Origin of the sequence: Ramlibacter sp. (assembly GCF_013697775.1) — a bacterium.
Classification (GTDB): Bacteria; Pseudomonadota; Gammaproteobacteria; order Burkholderiales; family Burkholderiaceae_C; genus Ramlibacter.
On sequence record NZ_JACCWG010000174.1, the window covers coordinates 1 to 20100 of the forward strand.

The 20100-nt window shown below is 66.5% G+C and carries 22 protein-coding genes; 10 read left to right on the top strand and 12 right to left on the bottom strand.

Features of this window, described 5'->3' with window-relative positions; all coding sequences use genetic code 11:
• The first annotated feature begins 225 nt into the window (after window positions 1-225).
• From H0U68_RS08500 to H0U68_RS08530, 7 genes are all read left to right on the top strand, one after another.
• Window positions 226-2160: an AMP-binding protein gene (locus H0U68_RS08500; RefSeq protein ID WP_296354582.1), complete on the top strand. Its 1935-nt coding sequence runs from the start codon at window positions 226-228 to the stop codon at window positions 2158-2160.
• Window positions 2161-2165: 5 nt separating this feature from the next.
• A complete protein-coding gene (locus tag H0U68_RS08505) occupies window positions 2166-3008 on the top strand; it encodes an ABC transporter ATP-binding protein (protein ID WP_296354583.1) in 843 nt (280 codons plus the stop codon).
• A gap of 22 nt (window positions 3009-3030) precedes the next feature.
• Window positions 3031-3960: a branched-chain amino acid ABC transporter permease gene (locus tag H0U68_RS08510; protein ID WP_296354585.1), complete on the top strand. Its 930-nt coding sequence runs from the start codon at window positions 3031-3033 to the stop codon at window positions 3958-3960.
• A gap of 34 nt (window positions 3961-3994) precedes the next feature.
• Entirely contained in the window at window positions 3995-5071 is a 1077-nt protein-coding gene (locus H0U68_RS08515; protein WP_296354587.1) for a branched-chain amino acid ABC transporter permease, read from the top strand.
• A 21-nt stretch (window positions 5072-5092) separates the two neighbouring features.
• Window positions 5093-6418, top strand: coding sequence for an ABC transporter substrate-binding protein (locus tag H0U68_RS08520; RefSeq protein ID WP_296354588.1), 1326 nt, complete (start codon window positions 5093-5095; stop codon window positions 6416-6418).
• Window positions 6419-6500: 82 nt separating this feature from the next.
• On the top strand, window positions 6501-7310 hold the full coding sequence (locus tag H0U68_RS08525; RefSeq protein WP_296354590.1) for an ABC transporter ATP-binding protein: 810 nt from the start codon (window positions 6501-6503) through the stop codon (window positions 7308-7310).
• A gap of 11 nt (window positions 7311-7321) precedes the next feature.
• A complete protein-coding gene (locus H0U68_RS08530; protein WP_296354593.1) occupies window positions 7322-8572 on the top strand; it encodes an AMP-binding protein in 1251 nt (416 codons plus the stop codon).
• Window positions 8573-8628: 56 nt separating this feature from the next.
• Here the strand turns inward: H0U68_RS08530 and H0U68_RS08535 are convergent, their stop codons facing one another.
• Both H0U68_RS08535 and H0U68_RS08540 read right to left on the bottom strand, forming a co-directional pair.
• A complete protein-coding gene (locus tag H0U68_RS08535; RefSeq protein ID WP_296354595.1) occupies window positions 8629-9150 on the bottom strand; it encodes a hypothetical protein in 522 nt (173 codons plus the stop codon).
• Window positions 9147-9512 carry a VOC family protein gene (locus H0U68_RS08540; RefSeq protein ID WP_296354597.1) on the bottom strand — a complete coding sequence of 122 codons (366 nt, stop codon included), beginning with the start codon at window positions 9510-9512 and terminating at the stop codon, window positions 9147-9149. Before H0U68_RS08540 ends, H0U68_RS08535 begins: the two co-directional genes overlap by 4 nt.
• 97 nt (window positions 9513-9609) lie before the next feature.
• Here H0U68_RS08540 and H0U68_RS08545 point away from each other — a divergent pair, with 97 nt between their 5' ends.
• Together H0U68_RS08545 and H0U68_RS08550 are read left to right on the top strand one after the other, a co-directional pair.
• On the top strand, window positions 9610-10269 hold the full coding sequence (locus H0U68_RS08545; RefSeq protein ID WP_296354599.1) for a TetR/AcrR family transcriptional regulator: 660 nt from the start codon (window positions 9610-9612) through the stop codon (window positions 10267-10269).
• An 82-nt stretch (window positions 10270-10351) separates the two neighbouring features.
• Window positions 10352-10636 (top strand): GNAT family N-acetyltransferase, encoded by a 285-nt coding sequence (locus tag H0U68_RS08550; protein ID WP_296354601.1) that lies wholly within the window; start codon window positions 10352-10354, stop codon window positions 10634-10636.
• Window positions 10637-10651: 15 nt separating this feature from the next.
• Here H0U68_RS08550 and H0U68_RS08555 read toward each other — a convergent pair whose 3' ends face one another.
• From H0U68_RS08555 to H0U68_RS08595, 9 genes are all read right to left on the bottom strand, one after another.
• Window positions 10652-11113, bottom strand: coding sequence for a GNAT family N-acetyltransferase (locus tag H0U68_RS08555; protein ID WP_296354603.1), 462 nt, complete (start codon window positions 11111-11113; stop codon window positions 10652-10654).
• A 14-nt stretch (window positions 11114-11127) separates the two neighbouring features.
• Complete coding sequence (locus tag H0U68_RS08560; RefSeq protein WP_296354604.1) at window positions 11128-12024, bottom strand: EamA family transporter; 897 nt, start codon at window positions 12022-12024, stop codon at window positions 11128-11130.
• On the bottom strand, window positions 12021-12938 hold the full coding sequence (locus tag H0U68_RS08565) for an iron-containing redox enzyme family protein (protein ID WP_296354606.1): 918 nt from the start codon (window positions 12936-12938) through the stop codon (window positions 12021-12023). Before H0U68_RS08565 ends, H0U68_RS08560 begins: the two co-directional genes overlap by 4 nt.
• Window position 12939: 1 nt before the next feature.
• Window positions 12940-13530, bottom strand: a complete 591-nt coding sequence (locus tag H0U68_RS08570) for a pyridoxamine 5'-phosphate oxidase family protein (protein ID WP_296354608.1) — start codon at window positions 13528-13530, stop codon at window positions 12940-12942.
• Window positions 13531-13544: 14 nt separating this feature from the next.
• Window positions 13545-14255, bottom strand: a complete 711-nt coding sequence (locus H0U68_RS08575) for a 2OG-Fe dioxygenase family protein (protein ID WP_296354610.1) — start codon at window positions 14253-14255, stop codon at window positions 13545-13547.
• Window positions 14248-15084 (bottom strand): fatty acid desaturase, encoded by an 837-nt coding sequence (locus H0U68_RS08580; RefSeq protein WP_296354612.1) that lies wholly within the window; start codon window positions 15082-15084, stop codon window positions 14248-14250. The genes H0U68_RS08575 and H0U68_RS08580 overlap by 8 nt, the downstream gene beginning before the upstream one ends.
• A 495-nt stretch (window positions 15085-15579) precedes the next feature.
• A complete protein-coding gene (locus H0U68_RS08585; protein WP_296354614.1) occupies window positions 15580-16737 on the bottom strand; it encodes a CaiB/BaiF CoA-transferase family protein in 1158 nt (385 codons plus the stop codon).
• A gap of 19 nt (window positions 16738-16756) precedes the next feature.
• The gene (locus tag H0U68_RS08590) at window positions 16757-17911 is read right to left on the bottom strand and encodes an acyl-CoA dehydrogenase family protein (protein ID WP_296354616.1); all 1155 of its coding nucleotides are present in this window, start codon (window positions 17909-17911) and stop codon (window positions 16757-16759) included.
• 40 nt (window positions 17912-17951) lie between these two features.
• The gene (locus tag H0U68_RS08595) at window positions 17952-18872 is read right to left on the bottom strand and encodes a LysR family transcriptional regulator (RefSeq protein ID WP_296354618.1); all 921 of its coding nucleotides are present in this window, start codon (window positions 18870-18872) and stop codon (window positions 17952-17954) included.
• A 100-nt stretch (window positions 18873-18972) separates the two neighbouring features.
• Between H0U68_RS08595 and H0U68_RS08600 the strand changes: the two genes are divergently transcribed.
• Window positions 18973-19740 (top strand): amino acid racemase, encoded by a 768-nt coding sequence (locus tag H0U68_RS08600; RefSeq protein WP_296354620.1) that lies wholly within the window; start codon window positions 18973-18975, stop codon window positions 19738-19740.
• On the opposite strand, the gene H0U68_RS08605 is transcribed toward H0U68_RS08600, so the two are convergent.
• Window positions 19706-20100, bottom strand: a 395-nt coding sequence (locus H0U68_RS08605) for an FCD domain-containing protein (RefSeq protein ID WP_296354622.1), incomplete at its 5' end; no start/stop codon positions are given. The two genes, H0U68_RS08600 and H0U68_RS08605, sit on opposite strands and share 35 nt — an antisense overlap.

The window sequence follows — 20100 nt, forward strand, 5'->3', positions numbered from 1 at the left end:
GACAACCCCAAACCATTCATCTGGACAGCCAGTGCTTCGGACATCCTGGCCAAGGTCACCAGAGCCAAGGCTGCATTGGCTGCGATCTCACGATAAGTACAGAACAGAGGCGCGCACCACACTAGGACATTCCCTAGATAGTCGTCGCAAAGACAACCCGGCGTCAAATTCGGCCCTAGCATTCGCGCAGCTCGGCAAGGCTTGCCAGGCAGCAAGGACAAGAAGATGGAGACGACGTTCCCGCGATTGTTGCTGCGGCATGCAGCGCAGCGCCCGGCCGACGCGGCCATGCGCGAAAAGGAATACGGCATCTGGCAGACGCTCTCGTGGGGCGACCTTGCCGGGCTGGTACGCCACCTTGCCTGCGGCCTGCACCTGGCCGGCCTGCGCCGCGGCGAGCACATGGTGGTGGTGGGCGCCAACCGTCCGCGCCTGTACGCCACCATGCTGGCCGCGCAGTCGCTCGGCGCGATCCCGGTGCCGCTGTACCAGGACGCCGTTGCCGCCGAATGCGCCTTCCCGATCAACAACGCCGACGTGCGCTTCGCCTTCGCCGAAGACCAGGAGCAGGTCGACAAGCTGCTGGAAGTGCGCACCCAGTGCCCGCAGCTGGCCGCCATCTTCTTCGACAACCCGCGCGGCCTGCGCCACTACCGTGAACCGGGCCTGCAGGCGCTGGACACGCTCATCGAAGCCGGCCGCACCTTCGACGCGAAGAACCCCGACGCCTTCCGCGCCGAGGTCGACAAGGGCCACCCCGACGACGTGGGCGCCATGTTCTTCACTTCGGGCACCACCGGCAGCCCCAAGGGCGTGGTGCACACCCATCGCACCCTGCTGGACCGGGCCAAGGCCGGCGCCGATTTCGACAAGCTGGGGCCCCGGGAAGAAGTGCTGGCCTACCTGCCGCCGGCATGGATCGGCCAGAACATCTTCAGCTACGCGCAGTGGCTGTGCTGCGGCTACGTGGTGAACTGCCCCGAGTCGGCCGCCACCGTCACCATCGACCTGAAGGAAATCGGGCCGACCTATTACTTCGCGCCGCCGCGCATCTTCGAAGGCCTGCTCACCAGCGTGATGATCCGCATGGAAGACGCCAGCGCCATCAAGCGCTGGATGTTCCACGGCTTCATGAACGTGGCGCGCCGCGTCGGCCTGGCCATGCGCGCGGGCAAGCCGGTGGGGGTGCTGGACCGCCTGCAATACGGGCTGGGCAACCTGCTGGTGTACGGGCCGCTGCGCAACAACCTGGGCATGTCGCGCGTGCGCGTGGCCTACACCGCGGGCGAGGCCATCGGGCCGGACCTGTTCGCCTTCTACCGCGCCATCGGCATCAACTTGAAGCAGCTGTACGGCTCCACCGAGACGGCCGTGTTCGTCTGCATGCAGCCGGACCACCAGGTGCATTCCGACACCGTGGGCGTGCCCATCGACGGCGTGGAAATCGAGGTGAGCGACACCGGCGAGATCCTGGTGCGCTCGCCCGGCCTGCTCAAGGAGTACTACAAGAACCCAGCGGCCACCGCCGAAGTGCGGACCTCCGACGGCTGGTACCGCACCGGCGACGCCGGCTTCTTCGATGCGCAGGGCCACCTGAAGATCATCGACCGCGCCAAGGACGTCGGGCGCCTGGCCGACGGGTCCATGTTCGCGCCCAAGTACATCGAGAACAAGCTCAAGTTCTTTCCGTACATCAAGGAAGCGGTGGCGGTGGGCGACCGGCGCGACATCGTCTGCGTGCTGCTCAACATCGACTTCGAAGCGGTGGGCAACTGGGCCGAGCGGCACAACCTGCCCTATGCCGGCTACACCGACCTGGCGCAAAAGCCCGAGGTGTACGGGCTCATGAAGGACTGCGTGGAGAAGGTCAACGCCGACCTGGCCGCCGACGAGAAGCTGGCGGGAAGCCAGATCCACCGCTTCCTGGTCCTGCACAAGGAGCTGGACGCCGACGACGGCGAACTCACCCGCACCAACAAGGTCCGCCGCGGCTTCATCGCCGAGCGCTACCAGCTGCTGCTGACCGCGCTGTATGCGGGCAAGACCGAGCAGTACATCGACACCGTGGTGAAGTACGAGGACGGCCGCAGCGGCAGCGTGAGCGCCACGCTGAAGATCATGGACGCCAACACATACGCGCCGGTGAGGGCCGCGGCATGAAGATCATGAATGAATCTCCTTTGAACGGCGGAAGCGCCGGCGGCCCGGTGCCGGGCGGCACCACGGGCGGGCGGCGCCTGGGCGACGTCATCCTGGACGTGCGCAACATCTCGCTGGCCTTCGGCGGCGTGAAGGCGCTGACCGACATCTCGTTCGACGTGCGCGAGCACGAGATCCGCGCCATCATCGGCCCGAACGGCGCCGGCAAGAGCTCGATGCTGAACTGCATCAACGGCGTCTACCAGCCGCAGCAGGGCACCATCACTTTCCGCGGCAAGAGCTTCAGCCACATGAAGAGCCGCCAGGTGGCCGAGATGGGCATCGCCCGCACCTTCCAGAACCTGGCCCTGTTCAAGGGCATGAGCGTGCTGGACAACATCATGACCGGGCGCAACCTGCACATCAAGAGCAACCTGCTGCTGCAGGCGCTGCGCATCGGGCCGGCCGAGCGCGAGGAAATCCGGCACCGCGAATACGTGGAGCACATCATCGACTTCCTGGAGATCCAGGCGTTCCGCAAGACCCCGGTGGGCCAGCTGCCCTACGGCCTGCAAAAGCGCGTGGACCTGGGCCGCGCGCTGGCCATGGAGCCGCAGGTGCTGCTGCTCGACGAGCCGATGGCCGGCATGAACCTGGAAGAAAAGCAGGACATGTGCCGCTTCGTGCTGGACGTGAACGACGAGTTCGGCACCACCGTGGTCCTGATCGAGCACGACATGGGCGTGGTGATGGACATCAGCGACCGCGTGGTCGTGCTGGACTACGGCAAGAAGATCGGCGACGGCGTGCCGGAGGCCGTGCGCACCAGCCCCGAGGTGGTCAAGGCCTACCTCGGCACCGCCCACTGATTCACGGGACACCAAAGTCATCATGGGATTCTTCCTCGAAACACTGCTTGGCGGCCTGATGGTGGGCATGCTGTACGCGCTGGTGGCGCTCGGCTTCGTGCTGATCTTCAAGGCCTCGGGCGTCTTCAATTTCGCGCAGGGCGCGATGGTGCTGTTCGCTGCGCTGGCCATGGCGCGCTTCGCCGAATGGATCCCGGCGCTCACCGGCATCACCAATCCGATCGTGGCCAACATCATCGCCTTCATCGGCGCGGCGCTGGTGATGTTCGCCGTGGCCTGGCTGGTGGAAAAGCTGGTGCTGCGCCACCTGGTGAACCAGGAAGGCGCCACGCTGCTGATGGCCACGCTGGGCATCGCCTACTTCCTCGAAGGCGTGGGCCAGACGCTGTTCGGCAACAGCGTCTACAAGATCGACGTGGGCATGCCCAAGGACCCGATGATCGCCTTCGAGTCCACCTTCCAGGGCGGCATCCTGATCAACAAGGAAGACCTGATCGCCGCTGGCATCGCCGCCGTGCTGGTGGGCCTGCTCAGCCTGTTCTTCCAGAAAACCTCCACTGGCCGCGCGCTGCGCGCCGTGGCCGACGACCACCAGGCGGCGCAGTCCATCGGCATTCCGCTGGCGCGCATCTGGGTCATCGTGTGGTGCGTGGCCGGCCTGGTGGCACTGGTGGCCGGCATGATCTGGGGCAGCAAGCTGGGCGTGCAGTTCTCGCTGGCCACGGTGGCGCTGCGCGCGCTGCCGGTGGTGATCCTGGGCGGCCTCACCTCGGTGCCCGGCGCCATCATCGGCGGGCTGATCATCGGCGTGGGCGAGAAGCTGTCGGAGGTGTACATCGGTCCGATGGTGGGCGGCGGCATCGAGATCTGGTTCGCCTATGTGCTGGCGCTCGGCTTCCTGCTGATCCGTCCGCAAGGCCTCTTCGGCGAGAAGATCATCGACCGCGTCTGACCCATCGACTGCGCTCAGGACCAACGGATACAAGATGCTTTACAGAGAAAACGGCCAGTTCAAGACCAGCTACCGCGCCGACCAGCAGATCTTTCCGATCCTGCAGGACCGCATCGCCGTGCTGCTGCTGTTCGTGGTGGCCTTCGCGGTGGTGCCGGCGCTGGCCAGCGACTACCTGTTCCGCGCCCTGCTCATTCCGTTCCTGATCATGGCGCTGGCCGCCCTGGGCGTGAACGTCCTGGTCGGCTACTGCGGGCAGATTTCCCTGGGCTCCGGCGCCTTCATGGCGGTGGGCGCGTACGGTGCCTACAACTTCTTCGTGCGCGTGCCCAACATGCCGCTGGTGCCGGCGCTGATCCTGGGCGGCGTGTGCGCCACGCTGTTCGGCATCCTGTTCGGGCTGCCCAGCCTGCGCGTGAAGGGCCTGTACCTGGCAGTGGCCACGCTGGCCGCGCAGTTCTTCTCCGACTGGATGTTCCTGCGCATCAACTGGCTGACCGCCAACTCCGCATCGGGCTCGGTCACCGCGGGCAACCTGCAGGTGTTCGGCATTCCGATCGAGAGCGCCATCAGCAAGTACTGGTTCTGCCTGGTCATCCTCACGGTCATCGCGCTGCTGGTGAAGAACCTGGTTCGCAGCGCCATCGGCCGGGAGTGGATGGCCATCCGCGACATGGACGTGGCCGCGGCGGTGATCGGCATCCGCCCGATGTACGCCAAGCTCAGCGCCTTCGCCGTCAGCTCGTTCATCATCGGCATGGCCGGCGCGCTGTGGGGCTTCGTCTACCTGGGCACCTGGGAGCCGGGCGCGTTCTCGGTCGACCAGTCGTTCCGGCTGCTGTTCATGGTGATCATCGGCGGCATGGGTTCGGTCATGGGCTCGTTCTTCGGCGCCGCCTTCATCGTGCTGCTGCCCATCCTGCTGAGCAACATGCTGCCGGCCATCGCCTCGGTGTTCGGCATCACGGTGTCCATCGTCACCGTGTCGCATGCCGAGCTGATCATCTTCGGCGCGCTGATCGTCTGGTTCCTGATCGTCGAGCCGCACGGCCTGGCGCGCCTGTGGTCCACCGGCAAGCAGAAGCTGCGCCTGTGGCCTTTCCCGCACTGAAAATTTTCCAAGGAGACAATGATGAAGCTTCGTTTGACATTGCTGACGGCCGCGGTCGCCGCCGCGGCCGCGCTGGCATCGCCCGGCGCGTTCGCCCAGGCCAAGGAGCAGTTCTTCCCGCTGCTGGCCTACCGCACCGGCCCCTACGCGCCCAACGGCACGCCCTGGGCCAACGGCAAGCAGGACTACATCAAGATGATCAACGCGCGCGACGGCGGCATCAACGGCGTGAAGATCACGTTCGAGGAATGCGAGACCGGCTACGCAACCGACCGCGGCGTGGAGTGCTACGAACGCCTGAAGAGCCGCCCGGGCGTGACCCTGTTCGATCCGCAAGCCACCGGCATCGCCTTCGCGCTCACCGACAAGGCCTACACCGACCACATTCCGCTGATGACGCTGGGCTACGCCTACACCTCGTCGGCCGACGGCGGCGTCTTCAAGTGGAACTTCCCGCTGCTGGGCAGCTACTGGACCGCGGCCGACATCCTGATCCAGCACATCGCCAAGAAGGAAGGCGGCTTCGACAAGCTCAAGGGCAAGAAGATCACCCTGGTCTACCACGACAGCCCGTTCGGCAAGGAGCCGATCCCCCTGCTGCAGGAACGCGCCAAGATGAACGGCTTCGAGCTGGGCCTGATCCCCGTGACCGCGCCCGGCGTCGAGCAGAAGTCGGCCTGGCTGCAGGTGCGCCAGAACCGCCCCGACTACGTGCTGCTGTGGGGCTGGGGCGTGATGAACGCCACCGCCCTGAAAGAGGCGCAGGCCACCGGCTTTCCGCGCGAGAAGATGCTGGGTGTCTGGTGGGCCGGCAACGAGCCCGACGTGAAGGACGTGGGCGAAGGCGCCAAGGGCTACAGCGCGCTCACCATGAACGCCGGCGGCACGCAGCACAAGGCGGTGCAGGACATCATCAAGTACGTGCACGACAAGGGCCAGGGCACGGGCCCCAAGGACGAAGTCGGCACGATGCTCTACAACCGCGGCCTGATCATCCAGATGCTGGGCGTGGAAGCGGTGCGCCGCGCGCAGGAACGCTTCGGCAAGGGCAAGGTCATGACGCCCGACCAGGTGCGCTGGGGCCTGGAGAACCTGTCGCTGGACCAAAAGCGCCTGGAAGCGCTGGGCTTCGCGACCATGATGCGGCCGGTGTCCACCTCCTGCACGGACCACATGGGTTCGATGTCGGCCCGCGTGCACACCTGGGACGGCAGCAAGTTCAACTTCTCCAGCGACTGGTACACGGCCGACGAGCAGATCATCAAGCCGATGGTCAAGGCCGCGGCCGACAAGTTCGCCGCCGACAAGAAACTGACGCGCCGCACGGCAGCGGATTGCCAGTCGTGATCGGCTGACGGCGTTGGCGGCTCGCAAGAGCCGCCAATCGAAAGGCTCCGGCCTTTCGATTGGTACGAAAGCCGAACGAACTATGGAACCGAACAACATCGTCCTCAACGTCAACGGCATCGAGGTCATCTACAACCACGTGATCCTGGTGCTAAAGGGCGTGTCGCTGCAGGTGCCCCAGGGCAGCATCGTCGCCATCCTGGGCGGCAACGGCGCGGGCAAGACGACCACCCTGCGCGCCGTGTCCAACCTGCTCAAGGGCGAGCGTGGCGAAGTCACCAAGGGCTCCATCGAGCTGCGCGGCGAACGCATCGAGAACCTGTCGCCGGCCGACCTGGTGCAGCGCGGCGTGGTGCAGGTGATGGAGGGCCGGCACTGCTTCGCCCACCTCACCATCGAGGAAAACCTGCTCACCGGCGCCTACACGCGCAAGAGCAAGGCCGAGGTCGCGGCGAATCTCGAGAAGGTCTACGCGTACTTCCCGCGCCTGAAGACGCGGCGCACCTCGCAGGCGGCCTACACCTCGGGCGGCGAGCAGCAGATGTGCGCCATCGGCCGCGCGCTGATGGCCAACCCCAGCATGGTGCTGCTGGACGAGCCCTCGATGGGCCTGGCGCCGCAGATCGTGCAGGAGGTGTTCGAGATCGTGAAGGACCTCAACACCAAGGAGCGGGTCACATTCTTGCTTGCGGAACAGAACACCAACATCGCGCTGAAATACTCCAACTACGGCTACATCATGGAAAGCGGCCGGGTGGTCATGGACGGGCCGGCGTCGGACTTGGCCAACAATGAGGACGTCAAGGAGTTCTACCTGGGCGTCGGCGGCGCCGAGCGCAAGAGTTTCAAGGACGTGAAAAGTTACAAGCGGCGCAAACGCTGGCTCGCTTGAAGGAAAGAACGATGAGCGAGTATTTCGACCCGCTGGAAGCGCGCGACCCGTCGCAGCGCGAGGCGGCACTGATGGACGCGCTGCCGCGCCAGGTGGCCCATGCGCAGCGCAACACCGCCGCTTTTGGTGCGATTCTGGCCGACGTCGATGCGATGGCTGTCACCTCGCGCGCGGCGCTGGCGCGCCTGCCCGTCACGCGCAAGAACGACCTGCTGGAGCGCCAGAAGGCCGAGCGCGCGAACGACGTCTTTGGCGGCTTCTCGGCGCTGGTGCGCGGCCCGCAGATGCCGCGCGTGTTCGCCTCGCCCGGCCCCATCTACGAACCCGAGGGCAGCACGCCCGACTACTGGCGCGCGGCGCGCGCGCTGTTCGCCGCCGGCTTTCGTGCCGGCGACCTGGTGCACAACGCGTTCAGCTACCACATGACGCCCGGTGCCTTCATCGTGGAGTCGGGCGCGCATGCCATCGGCTGCAGCGTGTTCCCGGCCGGCACCGGCCAGACCGAACAGCAACTGCAGGCCATCGCCGACCTGAAGCCCAATGCATACCTCGGCACGCCCAGCTTCCTGCGCATCCTGGTCGAGAAGGCGCGTGAAGCCGGCAGCGACATCTCCAGCCTGAAGAAGGCACTGACCAGCGGCGAGGCGCTGCCGCCGTCGCTGCGCGACTGGTTTTCGCAGGAGGCCGGCATGGACGTCTACCAGAGCTACGCCACCGCCGACCTGGGCCTGCTGGCCTATGAAACGGGGGCGCGCCAGGGCCTGGTGCTGAACGAAGGCGCGCTCGTGGAAATCGTGCGGCCCGGCACCGGCGACCCGGTGCCCGAGGGCGAGGTCGGCGAACTGGTCGTCACCACCTTCAACACGGCCTATCCGCTGATCCGCTTCGGCACCGGCGACCTGTCGGCCATGCTGTCCGGCCCTTGCCCCACCGGCCGCACCAATGCCCGCATCAAGGGCTGGATGGGCCGCGCCGACCAGACCACCAAGATCCGCGGCATGTTCGTGCACCCGGGCCAGGTGGCCGACATCGCGCGCCGCTTCCCCGAAGTGCTGAAGGCGCGCCTGGTGGTCAGCGGCGAGATGGCCAACGACGTCATGACCTTGATGGTGGAAGCCGCATCGGCACCGCAAGGCCTGGACGCGCGCATCGGCGAAGCCATTCGCGACGTGACCAAGCTGCGCGGCGACGTGCAGCTGATGCAGCCGGGAACGCTTCCGAACGACGGAAAAGTGATCGAAGACGCGCGCAGCTATAAATAGTCCGCCTGCCGGGCGAAAAGGCGGCCACTCGATGTGCAGCCGCCGGCGTCCACCAATCAGCGATTCATCTTCGATTTCCGAAAACCCATCGCGGCCCATGATGTGAGCAGTTTGATCATGAACCTTGGCGGCCGCGTTCGGTAGGTCGGTAAGTTCTCCGCGGGGGTACTGCCAGGCGGCAGCTCTTTCGCCATGACACCCATCTCGAGCGGAGGTGCGCCCTGGGGGAAGCGGTCGCGATACAGAGACAGCCAGTGCCCCTTGGTGAATTCGAGAAACATCGGCGTGTTGCAACACGCCGCGATCACCCTGCGGGTGGGAGATGCTTCAGTGAGGCGATGGTCGCGCAAATGTTCTGCACCGCCGACGATGCGCACGCGGTCCTTGCGGTACAGGCAGTAATCGACCCCGCCATAGCCGTTGAGAACGGATGGGGCACCGGGCGCCTGCTCGAACTGGCGCGCGGCCGAGCGGCAGCTTTCGCAATAGCAGACGAGGCTCAGGATTGGAGTGCCGATTGCCTGAAGCGTCACATGGCCGCAAACACAGGAGGCGGGCAAGGAAGCCTCTGCGCTCATCTGCTGCCGATCACCATGCGATTGCCCTCGCTGTCGCGAAACTCGGCCACGGTCCGGCCTGGCTGCCACGGGGGGCTGTGTGGCTCCGTGAGGATTTCGACGCCCTTCTTTCTCAGGTCTTCCACAGCGGACGCAACATCGTCGCAAACCAGCACCAGCACGGGGCCATCAGATGCGTCTTCCTTCGTTGCCCGGATGAAATGCAGTGTGGTTTCGGCGCCCGAAAACTTGAGCTCGATCCATCGCCAGCCATCGCTTCCCATCGGCGCGTTCGCCGCGACGGCGCACCCAAGATTCTTGACATAGAACTCTTTCGCGCGCGCCTGATCGCGCACCGGAAGCTCGGCGAACTGAATATGCATGAGATATCTCCAAACTAGACTGTCTAGTCTACTTTCATTCTAGACTGGCAAGTATGATTGCGTCAAACAAGGGTTTGCTCCGCGGCATGCCACATAGATGACGAAAGACGTTGCCCTGAACACCGAGCCTGCCGACGCAAGCGGGGGCCGCACGGCGAAAAAGCGCAAGGCCATCCTGGACGCGGCGACCACGGTCTTTTTGAGGGACGGCTATCTCGGCGCCGGGATGGACGACATCGCGTTGATGGCCGATGTCTCAAAGCAGACGATCTACAAGCAATTCACCAGCAAGGAGACACTGTTCCTGGAGATCGTGGCGGGCCTGACGAACGCGGGCAGCGACGCGGTGCATGGCGTCATGCCGGATTTGGAGCCAGGCGGCGACCTGCACGCATATCTCGAAGACTACGCCTACAGGCAGCTCGTCATCGTCCTGACTCCCAGGCTCATGCAGCTGCGGCGCGTGGTGATCGGCGAAGCGACCCGCTTCCCTGAATTGGGCAAGGCTCTCTATGAAAGCGGGCCGAGGCGGGCAATGGCGGCAATGGCGAAGATGTTCAGGCATCTGGCCGAACGTGGACTGCTACGCGCCGATGACGCAGCCGTCGCTGCATCACACTTCAACTGGCTTGTCATGTCACAGCCGCTGAACCAAGCAATGCTGCTTGGAGACGCCGCAATCCCGAAGCCGACGGCACTTCGCCGGTATGCCGCTGATGGGGTACGGGTGTTCCTGGCAGCTTACGGCACACGTTGAACTTCCACGACAACGCGTGCAACCTTCTCGACAAACACACGTGTGCAGATAGAGCCAAAATGGGCTTTTATCCGGAGGCAGCATGCAGGAACCCGAATTCAGCAACAACGCAGCGGCCCATCAGTACGAACTGAAGCTGGACGGCGGCGTGGCCGGCTATGCGGTGTACGAGGAGCAGTCCGGCCGCGTGCGCTTCACCCATACCGTGGTCGAGCCGCAGCACGAGGGCAAGGGCCTGGGCTCCAAGCTCGCCAAGCAGGCGCTGGACGACGTGCGCCAGCGCGGGCTGAAAGCCGTGCCGCAGTGCCGCTTCATCGCCGCGTACATCGAGCGGCATCCGGAGTATTCGGACCTGGTCGCGGGCTGACCGCGCCTCAAGTTTTCAGCCTGACGGGTTGAGCGGCTTGCCGAAGTGCAGGCCGACGATGCTGCAGCCCTGGTTCATCCAGAAGCGCTGCGCCACCGAATTGGTCACGAAAGTGTCCAGCACGATGCGCTCGCACCCGTGTTCGTGCGCGATGCGCTCCAGCGCCTGCCACATCTGCTCGCCCAGGCCGCGGCCACGCTTGCCGCCGTCCACGATGAAGTGGTCAACGTACAGGTACTTGCCATAGCAAAAGCGGTGCTGGATCCAGTAGCCGCTCATGCCCAGCATCGCCCCCTCGCCATCGCCCTCGCCTTTTGCAAAGGCGCCGATGCATTCCCAGCCGCCGTCCTTGACGGCGCCCAGTCGCCTGCGCAGCGTGTCCTCGGCAATCGACGGATAAAGAACGCGCAGGTGGCCCAGGAATGCCTCCTGGTCCTGCGGAAAACCCAGCGGGCGCAGTACTGCCGCCTGCATCATCGAAGCACCTCCACTCATGCGGTGCGCGTCCGCGGCACGGGCGCAGGTTTCAAAGCCATCGGCAGCACGTGCACAGCCACGCCGGCCAGTACCACGGCGGATGCCACCAGCAGCTGCACGCTGAGCTGCTCGTCCAGCAGCAGCCAGGCCAGCGCCACGCCGAACACCGGGATCAGCAGCGCGATGGGCGAAGTGGCGGCCACGCCGACCGTGCCGATCGCCCTGCCCCACAGCACCTGCGCCACGGCGAACGAGGCGACCACCACATAGGCCACCGGCAGCCAGCCGGCCAGCGGCGCCTGCGTCAGCGCCTGCAGCGCCGGCGGCGCACCGGGCAGCAGCAGCTCGCGCGCCAGCCAGATCGCCGGCAGGCAGATCAGCCCGCTGGCGCATTGCAGCTTGATCACGCTCTCGGCGCTGCGCTTGATGGTGGTGTTGGCGAAGGCCCAGCCGGCCGCCGCCAGCAGGCATACCGCACTGGCCAGCCACGGCGCCTTGCTGCCGCCGGTGACCAGCACGCCGGTAAGCCCGGCCAGGCCCAGCACGCTGCCCACGATGGTGGTGGTGCGCACCGATTCGCCCAGCAGCATCCAGCTGAGCGCCAGCGAGATGAACACCTGGAACTGCATCAGCAGCGCCGCCAGCCCGGGCGACAGGCCCAGCTGGATGGCGACGGTGGACAGCAGGTACTGGCCGATGCCCGAGCACAGCGAATACAGCAGCAGCGTCTTCACTGGCATCTTGCTGGGCCAGCCGACGATGGGAATCAGGGCCGCGACGAAGGCGAAGCGCAGCGCCGTGAGCAGGTACGGATCGAAATGCGCGAGCGCGAGCCGCACCGCCACGAAGTTGCCGCCCCACAGGACGGCGGCGGCAACCGCCGCCGCGTACGCCGCGCCCCTGGACGTCACGCAGTGGCCTCCAGCGCCACGGATGCGCCGGTCTCGCGGGCCGACGCGAACACGTCTTCCAGCATGGCGTAGTAGCGGTTGGCCACCTGCAGGCGCAGCTGGACACCGGTGGCCACCTCGGCCGTGAGTTCCGGGCGCTCGCGCAGCATCGGCAGCACCACCTGGTTGAGCAGGTCGTCGCCGTGCTTGGCATCGATCTTCACGTGCATCTCGTGATAGTAGATGATGTCCTCGGGCACGCCCAGCCTGCGCATGCCCTGCACCGCGCGCGAGAAGCGGCGCGGCGCCGTGTGCTCCAGCAGGGTCAGCGCACCCATCAACCGCACGCAGTGCTGGCGCCGCACGGACAGCAGCAGCAGCAGGTTGCCGTTGGCCAGCGCCTCGGCGGTGGGCTGCACGAAGCGGCCGAACTGCGTGCCGGCGATGGCGTTGCGGAAGTATTCGGCCGAGTCGCAGAACAGGCGCGTGTGCATCTGGGTTGCGTCGCCCTCGCCCATCTCGTCCCAGTAGTTGGCGGCCAGCGCCACCTTGGCCGCGCCCTTCAGGCCCATCTGCGCCATCGCGATCACGTCGTCGAAGCGGCCGTCCACCTGCTCTTCGTAGAGCACGTAGACCGACAGCTCCTCCAGCGAGGCGTGCTGCGCCAGGTGGTCGAAGAAGGGTTCGGCCGCGGCCACCTGCTCGCGAAAGCGCGCGCGGTACCAGGGCTCGAAGTCCTCGGCGCGCTGCGGCAGCGTGGCCGTGTCCACGGTGGCCAGCTCGCGCGCCAGCCAGGCCGATTCCACCGCCGCGGTGTCGGCGCGGTGCAGTTCCAGCGCCGTGGCGTCGAACTCCTGCGGGCCGGCCAGTTCGCGCAGGTACTGCGCGTTCAGCAGCTGCTGCGCGGGCAGGCTGCAAGGATCATGCGTTGTCATTTCAGAATGCCTTTCGTTCATGGACGAAGTCCTTCAGGTCCGGCTTGCTCTTCCAGAATGGTTCCAGCGGATGGTCGCCCAGCGCCTCGACGTATTCCGAGCGCTCGGCCTGCTGCAGGGTGGGCAGGTAGCGCGGGCAGTTCGGAAAGATGTCCGTCACCGCCACGCTCACCGCCGCATGCGCGCCCTTCAGCGCGCGCACCAGTGCGGGCTCGGTCACCACCTCGGCGCGGCCGTGGATGCGCAGCTTGCGCTTTTCGCCGGAGAACTCCAGGAACAGCAGCGCCACGCGCGTGGTCGCGCGGATGTTGCCGAGCGTGCGGAACATGCCGTTGCCGTCGTAGTCGGGGAACACCAGCGTGTGGCCGCCGTGCAGCTGCACGAAGCCTTCCGGGCCGCTCTTGACCGAGCAATCCAGCGTGCCGTCGGCGGCCGACGAAGCGATGAAGAAGAACTGCGCACGGCCGATGATTTCCGCGTCGGTCTCGTTGAAGGCGGTGCGGCGGCGCGTCTGCTCGATGCGCTCGGCGATGCGGGTGGTCCCCATCTCGGCCTGCAGCGCCTTCTGCTCGGCGTGGAAAAATTCGGACATGGCGCTCTCCCCTGTCATCGGAATTCGATCACCAGCACGTCTCGGTAGCCCGGCTTGGCCAGGTCCGCGGGCTGGATGGCGGTGGTGTCGTGCAGCACGGTGTCGTCGCGGAACACCAGGATGTCGCCGCCTGCGCTCAGCCGGCCTTCGAAGGCGGCGTCGTGCGTCAGCAGGTCGAACAGCGTGGTGTCGCCGCCGGTGAAGTTGATGTGGTTGGCCATGAACAGGCAGCTGAACTTCACGCCGTCGCGGTGCTTGCCCTCGGGCACCGGCTTGCCGTCTTCCGCCGACTTCGCCACGATGCGGTTGAAGTAGGTGTTGATGCGCCAGCGCGGCTGGTCCTCCAACGCGCTGTAGGCCGCGCCCAGCAGCTTCAGCACGCGCTGCAGCACCTGGTTGTTCACGATGGCGTCGGTCAGCGGCGCGAAGTGGCGGTCCACCCCGCCGTTGAGCGGGTTGAAGTACTTGGGCTGCGAATACGGTGCGTGCGGCTGCACCTCCAGCCGGTCGCCCTCGTGCGTGTAGACGAATCGGCCGAAGCGGCGCAGGCGGTAGGAGCCGCCGTCGTTCATGTAGGCGTCGGGCGGCAGGTCCTCGAAGATCGCCTGGAAGCCGCACCAGTCGTCCAGCGCCGTCAGGTCCTCGCCGAGAACCTGCGCGGTGGTGCCGATCACGAAGCGCTCTTCGGCAAGGGCCTCGAGGCCCGCAGTGGTCACGTCATGCATAGCTTGCCTTCCTGCTGTTGTAGATGTCCTGGATCAAGTCGAAATAGGAGCTGTTCTGGAACACGATGCGCGGGGCGATGCGTTCGTGGAACGCGCGGAACGCTTCCGGGCGCAGCGCGGGAGCCAGGTGGTGCTCCACGTGGAAGTTGTTGCCGTTGGTGAACCACGTGGCGAGAAACCCGGCGCGCACGGTGCGCGTGTTCTCCAATACAGAGGGCGACCTGGCGCAGCCCCAGTGCTCGGGCAGTTCCAGCAGCGTGTGCATGCACGCGGCCATCGGGAACGCCAGCAGCAACACCGCGTCGAACGGGCGGAACACGGCGAACAGCGCCACCGCCGCCAGCACGATCACGCCGAAAGCGGCGTAGTCGCGCCGGATGCGGCGCTCGTTGTTCTTGTTGTAGACGCGGCCGATCGAGCCGCCGGTCCACGCGGCCCAGACCAGCTGCGCCACGCGCGCCCAGTGCGGCAGCATCAGCAGGTTGGCCGCCAGGCGCCACGGCCGCTCGTTGTCTTCCTTGGAGAACTGGAAGAACTCCGAGTCGTCGTCGGTGCCCACGTGCTGGTGGTGGTGCAGGTGGCGGTCCTGGTAGTGGTGGAACGAGATCAGCAGCGGCACGCCCAGCGTGAAACCCAGGGCCCGGTCCAGCGCGCGGCTGCCGGTGCCGGTGCTGTGCAGCGCCTGGTGTTCCAGCTCGATGCCGTGGGCGAACGCCATCGCCACCAGCAGCACGCCGAAGGCCTTGGCCCACCAGAACTGCGTTTGCGCCAGCGCCACGCCGGCGGCGATCATGCCCGCCCACACGGCGCACTTGGCGAGGAACACCATTGGCCTGTTGGCGACGAGATCTTTGTACTCGAATCCCTGATTCATATTTTTTGAGCGAAGCCATGCCTCACGCCGCATGCAGCGGTGCGATGCACAGAGAAAGAGAGAGTTTTACGGTCACCGGATCACATGGAATGCCGGAGCCGCAAAGGGAATGTGAGAGAAATTGCGCTTGCTGTTGTAGTGCCTGGTGTCCTTCCTGAGTATCAATAGATGCTCGTCCGCGGATGCGGGCGAAGCGCGATGCGCAATGTCTCTACTGCTTTACCCAGGGCGACGAGGACCATGATGGCCCGCCGCGGCGGTGCGATGGTTCGCACCGATCCTCCCTGGCACACCTGCTTCGCCGACGGAAGCGGCGTGTGTGTTTTTTTGCGCAAGGCGGACCTTAGCATTCATCCCAACGGCCAGCAAGAGGCCTTGTGTATCTATGCTGCCAATTCCGCGCATCATCTTGCTGACTTATATCTACATGACTTTCTGAGCGATCCTGGCTCATTCACCTTCCTGGGGCAGGATGCCGAGCTCACGAAAGATGGCCGCGTTGTGTTGCCCGACCGCAGGCACCGCATCCATGCGGTAGCCAAAGCTGCTGTTGCGCCCCGGCGGCAGCAGCGCTGGGATTTCGCCTGCGGGCGTGTCCACGGCCTGCCAACGGCCACGCGCGCGCAATTGCGGATGCGCCCACAGCCCGGCCATGTCGTTCATGCGCGCATGCGCGATCTGCGCGGCGTCCAGCCGCTGCTCCACTTGCGAAATGTCGAGCGCGCCGAAGACCTGCGCGATAAGCGCCTTCAGCTCGGCGCGGTGCGTGTTGCGCTTGGCGTTGGAATCGAAGCGTGGATTGGCCGCCAGCGCCGGAGCTTGCAACACCTTTTCGCAAAACTGCTTCCACTCGCGCTCGTTCTGCAGCCCGAGCATGATGGTGTTGCCATCGCCCACGGCGAACGGACCATAGGGATAGATGCTGGAATGCGAGGCGCCGGCGCGCGGCGGCGGCGGGCCGCCGTCGAACGCGTAGTACATCGGATAGCCCATCCACTCGGCCAGCGACTCCAGCATGGACACCTCGACGCGGCTGCCCTCGCCCGTGCGCCCGCGCTGCAGCAGCGCGGCCAGGATACCGCTGTAGGCGTACATGCCGGCGGCGATGTCGGCGATGGAGTTGCCCGACTTGCTCGGCTCCTCGGGCGTTCCGGTCACCGACAGCATGCCGGCCTCGCTCTGGATCAAGAGGTCGTAGGCCTTCTTGTCGCGGTAGGGACCGTCGTCGCCGTAACCCGAGATGTCGCACACGATCAGCCGCGGATGCGCCGCATGCAGCGCCTCGAACGACAGGCCCATGCGTGCCGCCGCGCCCGGCGCCAGGTTCTGCACCAGCACGTCGGCGCGCGCCAGCAGCTGGGTGAGCACCGCCATACCCTGCGCATCCTTCAGGTCCAGCGCCAAGCTTTCCTTGGAGCGGTTGGTCCAGACGAAGTGCGATGACTGGCCTTTCACGCGCGTGTCGTAGGCCCGCGCGAAATCTCCCATGCCCGGCCGCTCCACCTTGATGACCCGCGCGCCCAGGTCGGCCAGGTGGCGCGTGCAGAAGGGAGCGGCGATTGCATGCTCCAGCGAGACGACGGTGATTCCATCCAAGGGTCTGGTCATGGGAAGTCTCTTCGCCTGTTCAGAAAGACCGGGGCAGTCCGAGCACGTGTTCGGCCACGTATGACAGGATCAGGTTGGTCGAGATCGGCGCCACCTGGTACAGGCGCGTTTCGCGGAACTTGCGCTCCACGTCGTATTCGGCGGCGAAGCCGAAGCCGCCGTGGAACTGCAGGCAGGCGTTGGCCGCCTCCCAGCTGGCCTTGGCGGCCAGGTACTTCGCCATGTTGGCCTGCGTGCCGCAGGGTTCGCGCGCGTCGAACAGGCGGCAGGCCTCCCAGCGCATCAGGTCGGCCGCTTCCACCTCGATGTGCGCTTCGGCGATCGGGAACTGCACGCCCTGGTTCTGGCCGATCGGCCGGCCGAACACGTGGCGGTCCTTCACGTAGCGCGTCACGCGGTCGATGAACCAGTGCCCGTCGCCGATGCATTCGGCGGCGATCAGGGTGCGCTCGGCGTTCAGGCCGTCCAGGATGTAGCGAAAGCCCTGGCCTTCCTCGCCGATCAGGTTCTCCGCGGGAATCTCCAGGTTCTCGAAGAACAGCTCGTTGGTTTCGTGGTTCACCATGTTGGCGATCGGCCGCACCACCATGCCGTGGCCGATGGCATCGCGCAAATCGACCAGGAAGATCGACATGCCTTCGGATTTCCTCGCCACCTCGGCCAGCGGCGTGGTGCGCGCCAGCAGGATCATGAAATCCGAGTGCTGCACGCGCGAGATCCAGACCTTCTGCCCATTGACCACGTAGCGGTCGCCGCGCTTCACGGCCGTGGTCTTGATCTTCGTCGTGTCGCTGCCGGTGCTGGGTTCGGTCACGCCCATGGATTGCAGCCGCCATTCGCCGCTGGCGATCCGCGGCAGGTAGTGCCGCTTCTGCGCTGCGGAGCCGTGCCGCAGCAGCGTGCCCATGTTGTACATCTGGCCGTGGCAGGCGCCGGAGTTGCCGCCCGAGCGGTTGATCTCCTCCATGATGACCGAGGCCTCCGCCAGCCCCAAGCCCGAGCCGCCGTACTCCTGCGGGATCAGCGCGGCCAGCCAGCCGGCCGCCGTGAGCGCATCGACGAAGGCCTCGGGATAGGCCGGTTCCTGGTCGATCCTGCGGTGGTATTCGTCCGGGAATTGCGCGCACAGCGCGCGCATTGCATCGCGGATTTCCTGGTGGTTCTGCATCGGCATGGCGTCATCTTGCCTTGCGCCGCGGCGCCGGACAAACCGGCTACGGCGCCGGCGCGCTCCAGTTCGGCGCGCCGAAGGTGGACTGCAGGAAACGGCTGAGCGCCTCGGCGGCGGCGCCGGGCTTGCGCCGCGCGCTCCACAGCAGCGCGATGTCCACCGGCGCCAACGCATCCAGCGGCCGCGTTTCCACCCGTGCGCCTTCGCGCGCGGACGGCCGGTAGGCGACGTCGCTCAACACCGTGACGCCAAGCCCCTGCGCCACCAGGCTGCGCACGGCTTCGATGGACGTGACGCGAAAGCGGATGTCCGGCGCCAGGCGCCGGCGCGCGAAGATCTCGCGCGTGGTGCCGCCCATCTCGTCCACGTCGTACAGGATGTACGGCTGCCGGGCGATGTCGGCCAGCGTGACCTGGCGCTTGGCCAGCAGCGGATGGCCCGCGCCCAGCCACAGCTGCCGGCGCGAACGGGTCAGCACCAGCGCCTCTACGCCGGCAGGCGGCTTGGGGTTGAGGCGCAGCACCGCCAGATCCGCGCGGCCCGCCGCCACGGCCGCTTCGGCTTGCGGGCGCGCGGTTTCTTCCACAACCAGCCGCACCAGCGGAAAGGCCGCCGCGAAGCGCGCCAGCGCCGGCACGAGGTAGTAGCCCAGGACAGAGGAAGACGCCAGCAGCTTGACCGTGCCTTCCAGCGCCGGGCCCGCGCCGCCCGCGTCCACGCCCGCCGCGGCGACGGCGGACGCGATGTGGCGCGCGTGCTCCAGGAAGCGCTGGCCCTGCAGCGTGAGCGTGACGCCGCTCGCGTGCCGGCGCTCGAACAGGCGGCAGCCCAGCGACGCTTCGAGCTCGCGGATGGCCGCGGTCATGGCCGATTGCGTCACGTGCACCCTGGCCGCCGCACTGGTGAACTGGCCTGCCTCGGCCGCCGCCAGGAAGTACTCGACCTGCTTCAGCGTGAACTGCATGAATCGGATTGATGCATGCCGCAAAGATTACTCGCTTTCGCGGCAGACGCACCGAATCCACAATGGTGCATCAGCATCGAAAAAGCTCATGCCAACTTCCATGAAAACCATCGGCATCGTCGCCCACAGCGCAGAAGGCGCCGGGCTGTGCTTTCTTACCGCCTGCCGCGCCGGCGGCGAACGGCTGGGCGAGCACCTGCACCCGCCCATCGCGATGAGCGCCATCTCCATGGGCCTGAGCATGCCCGGCTGGTGGGCCGGCGACCTCGAACAGGTCAAGCCGCACCTGCTGCGCGGCATCGAAATGGTGGCCCGGTCCGGCGCGGACTTCTTCGTCTGCCCGGACAACACGGCCCACCTCGCGCTGGAGCGCATGCCGCTGCCGCTGCCGCTGCCGGGCCTGCATATCGCCCGAGTGGTAGGCGCGGAGATCGTGCACCGCGGCTTCTCGCGCGTCGGCCTGCTGGGCACGCGCTGGACCATGTCGGGCAGCGTGTACCCGGACGCGCTGCGGCGCCATGGCGTCGACCTGCTGGTGCCCGATGCGCAGGAGCAGGAGGCGGTGAACGGCCTGATCTTCCGCGAGCTGTGCAACGGCCGCTTCGAGCCCGCCACAACCGCGCGCTTCCTGCGCGCCATCGAGCAGCTCAAAGAGCGCGGCGCGCAGGCCGTGATCCTCGGCTGCACGGAAATTCCCATCATCGTGGACGACCGCAACGCGGCATTGCCGACGCTGGATTCGACGCGCCTGCTGGCGCGCTATGCGGTGGAGCTGGCGCTGCAGGGCGGCCCCTTGGCCGCGCAGCAGGACGGCTGGCTTGCGCCGCCGGTGCTCACGCCTGCGGCCGGCTTGCCTCCAGCGACCTGACCAGCGCCTCGCCGGCGGACAGGATGTGGGCGGACAGCCGCGCGGCGGCATCGTCGCCATCGCCCTTCTCCACGGCCCGCAGGATGCGCTGGTGCTCCTTCTCCGAGCGCGGCTGCCAGTTCTGCGTCTGCCAGGCGGCGAACAGGATGCGGCTGGCGGCCGCCTGCAGGTCGTCGATGGCCGCCAGCAGCCGCTGCATGCCGCAGGGCGCGAGTAGCGCCAGGTGGAACTTGCGATTGGCCTGCTCCCACACGCGCAGGTCGGTGGAGGCGTCGCTCTCGGCCAGCGCCTCGCGCGCGCGCTGCAGGTCGGCGGGCACGGTGCGCGACACCGCGTGGCGCAGCGCCAGCGCCTCCAGCG